This window comes from Mesorhizobium sp. (assembly GCF_017306585.1).
GTDB lineage: Bacteria > Pseudomonadota > Alphaproteobacteria > Rhizobiales > Rhizobiaceae > Mesorhizobium.
Map to the genome: position 1 here is coordinate 1 of NZ_JAFKIC010000006.1, position 1,740 is coordinate 1,740.

1 protein-coding gene is annotated in these 1,740 nt (G+C 63.6%); it reads right to left on the minus strand.

Annotated elements, in window-relative coordinates; all coding sequences use genetic code 11:
• Positions 1 to 1,740: strawberry notch family protein (locus J0I79_RS00075; RefSeq protein ID WP_292854132.1), on the minus strand; the 1,740-nt coding region annotated here is incomplete at both ends.

A 1,740-nucleotide genomic window follows, 5' to 3' on the forward strand; every position in this document is an offset into this window, starting at 1 on the left:
CGATGCGAGTTTTTCGACCATCTCGTCGCGCCGGCGAACGGCCTCGCGGCATTGAACCGGATTGCCATCTTCGTCGTGGACAGGCCGCGAATAGACGTTCCCTTCCGCGTCCGAATATTCCTCGAACAATTGGGTTGGGAAGGAGTGCATCAAGTACCCGCCGACGTACTCGCGCGGCGTGACGTCGACATGCAGGTCCGACCATTCCTCGGTCGGGATTTCGGCAAGGCGTCGTTCCATCAGCGCCTCACCGGTCGAGACGATCTGCACGACCGCCGAATGACCTTCGGCGCGATCCTGCTCTATCGCGCCGATCAGGGTCGGCGTCATCATCGAGGTGATGAGATGGCTGAAGAAGCGCTGCTTGGTGCTCTCGAAGGCTGAACGCGCCGCCGATTTTGCGTCGCGGTTCAGCGTGCCGGCCTTGCTGGTGATGTTGGTCGCCTCGAGTGCGGCGGTCAGGTTGTTGTGAATGACCTGGAACGCATCGGCATAGGCATTGTAGATGCGGATCTGTTCCTCGGTCAGAGCATGCTCGAGCAGATCGTATTCGACACCGTCATAGGAGAGCGAACGCGCCGCAAAGAGGCCGAGCGATTTGAGATCGCGGGCGAGCACTTCCATTGCCGCGACACCGCCATCCTCGATTGCGGCGACGAACTCGGCGCGGTTGGCGAAGGGAAAATCCTCGCTGCCCCAGATGCCGAGACGCTGCGCATAGGCGAGGTTCTCGACCGCGGTCGCGCCAGTGGCCGAGACATAGACGACGCGGGCGTCAGGCAGTGCATGCTGTAGCCGCAGGCCTGCCCTTCCTTGCAGCGACGGGGCGACGTCGCCGCGCTCGCTTTTGCCCCCAGCGGCGTTGGCCATGGCGTGGGCCTCGTCGAAGACGATGACGCCATCGAACGAATTGTTCCCCGCCGACGGGTTTGCACCAATCCTCGTCGGGCTTCCTTTAATCCCCGTCGGGCCTTCGGCCCTCCTCGCCGAATTTTCCTTGTTCCGAGTCGAGGCGTCGGCACTCCCTGCCGGGTTCTCGCCAGTCCCTGTCGGGCCTTCGGCCCTCCCCTCCTCTTGTCCGACCCAGTCGAGGATCTGGGCGATCCGGGATTTCTTGCCTTCCCGTTCCTGCGAGCGGAGCGTCGCGTAGGTCGTGAACAGGATACCCTCGGCAAGGCGGATCGCCGTGCCCTGCCGATAGCGCGACAGCGGCTGGACGAGAAGTTTTTCCTGGCCAAGTGCTGCCCAATCTCGCTGAGCGTCCTCAAGCAATTTGTCCGACTTGGAAATCCAGATCGCACGGCGGCGCCCCTGCAGCCAATTGTCGAGGATGATGCCGGCGACTTGCCGTCCCTTGCCGCAGCCGGTTCCATCGCCCAAAAACCATCCACGGCGGAAGCGGACAGCGTTCGCAGCCCCTTCTGGCGCGGCCGAGACGGCATCGCAGGTGTCGTCAACCGTCCAGGTGCCGGCGAGATGGCCGCAATGGGCTTCGCCGGCATAGATGACGCTTTCGAGCTGGGCGTCCGACAGCAGGCCCTCGTCGATGATCGCATCAGGAAGAAGCGGCCGATAGGAAGGTTTTGGCGGCGCGACGGCGGCCATTGCAGCTGACTGCACGAGCGGCGTCGGATGCGGCTTTGCGCGGGGAATGTCGATCGACTGGAGCGCGTAGGGTTCGTAGATCGTGTCGGTGAGCCGGCCGCCGTCCTCCGGCATCCAGTCGCGCAGCTCATAGGC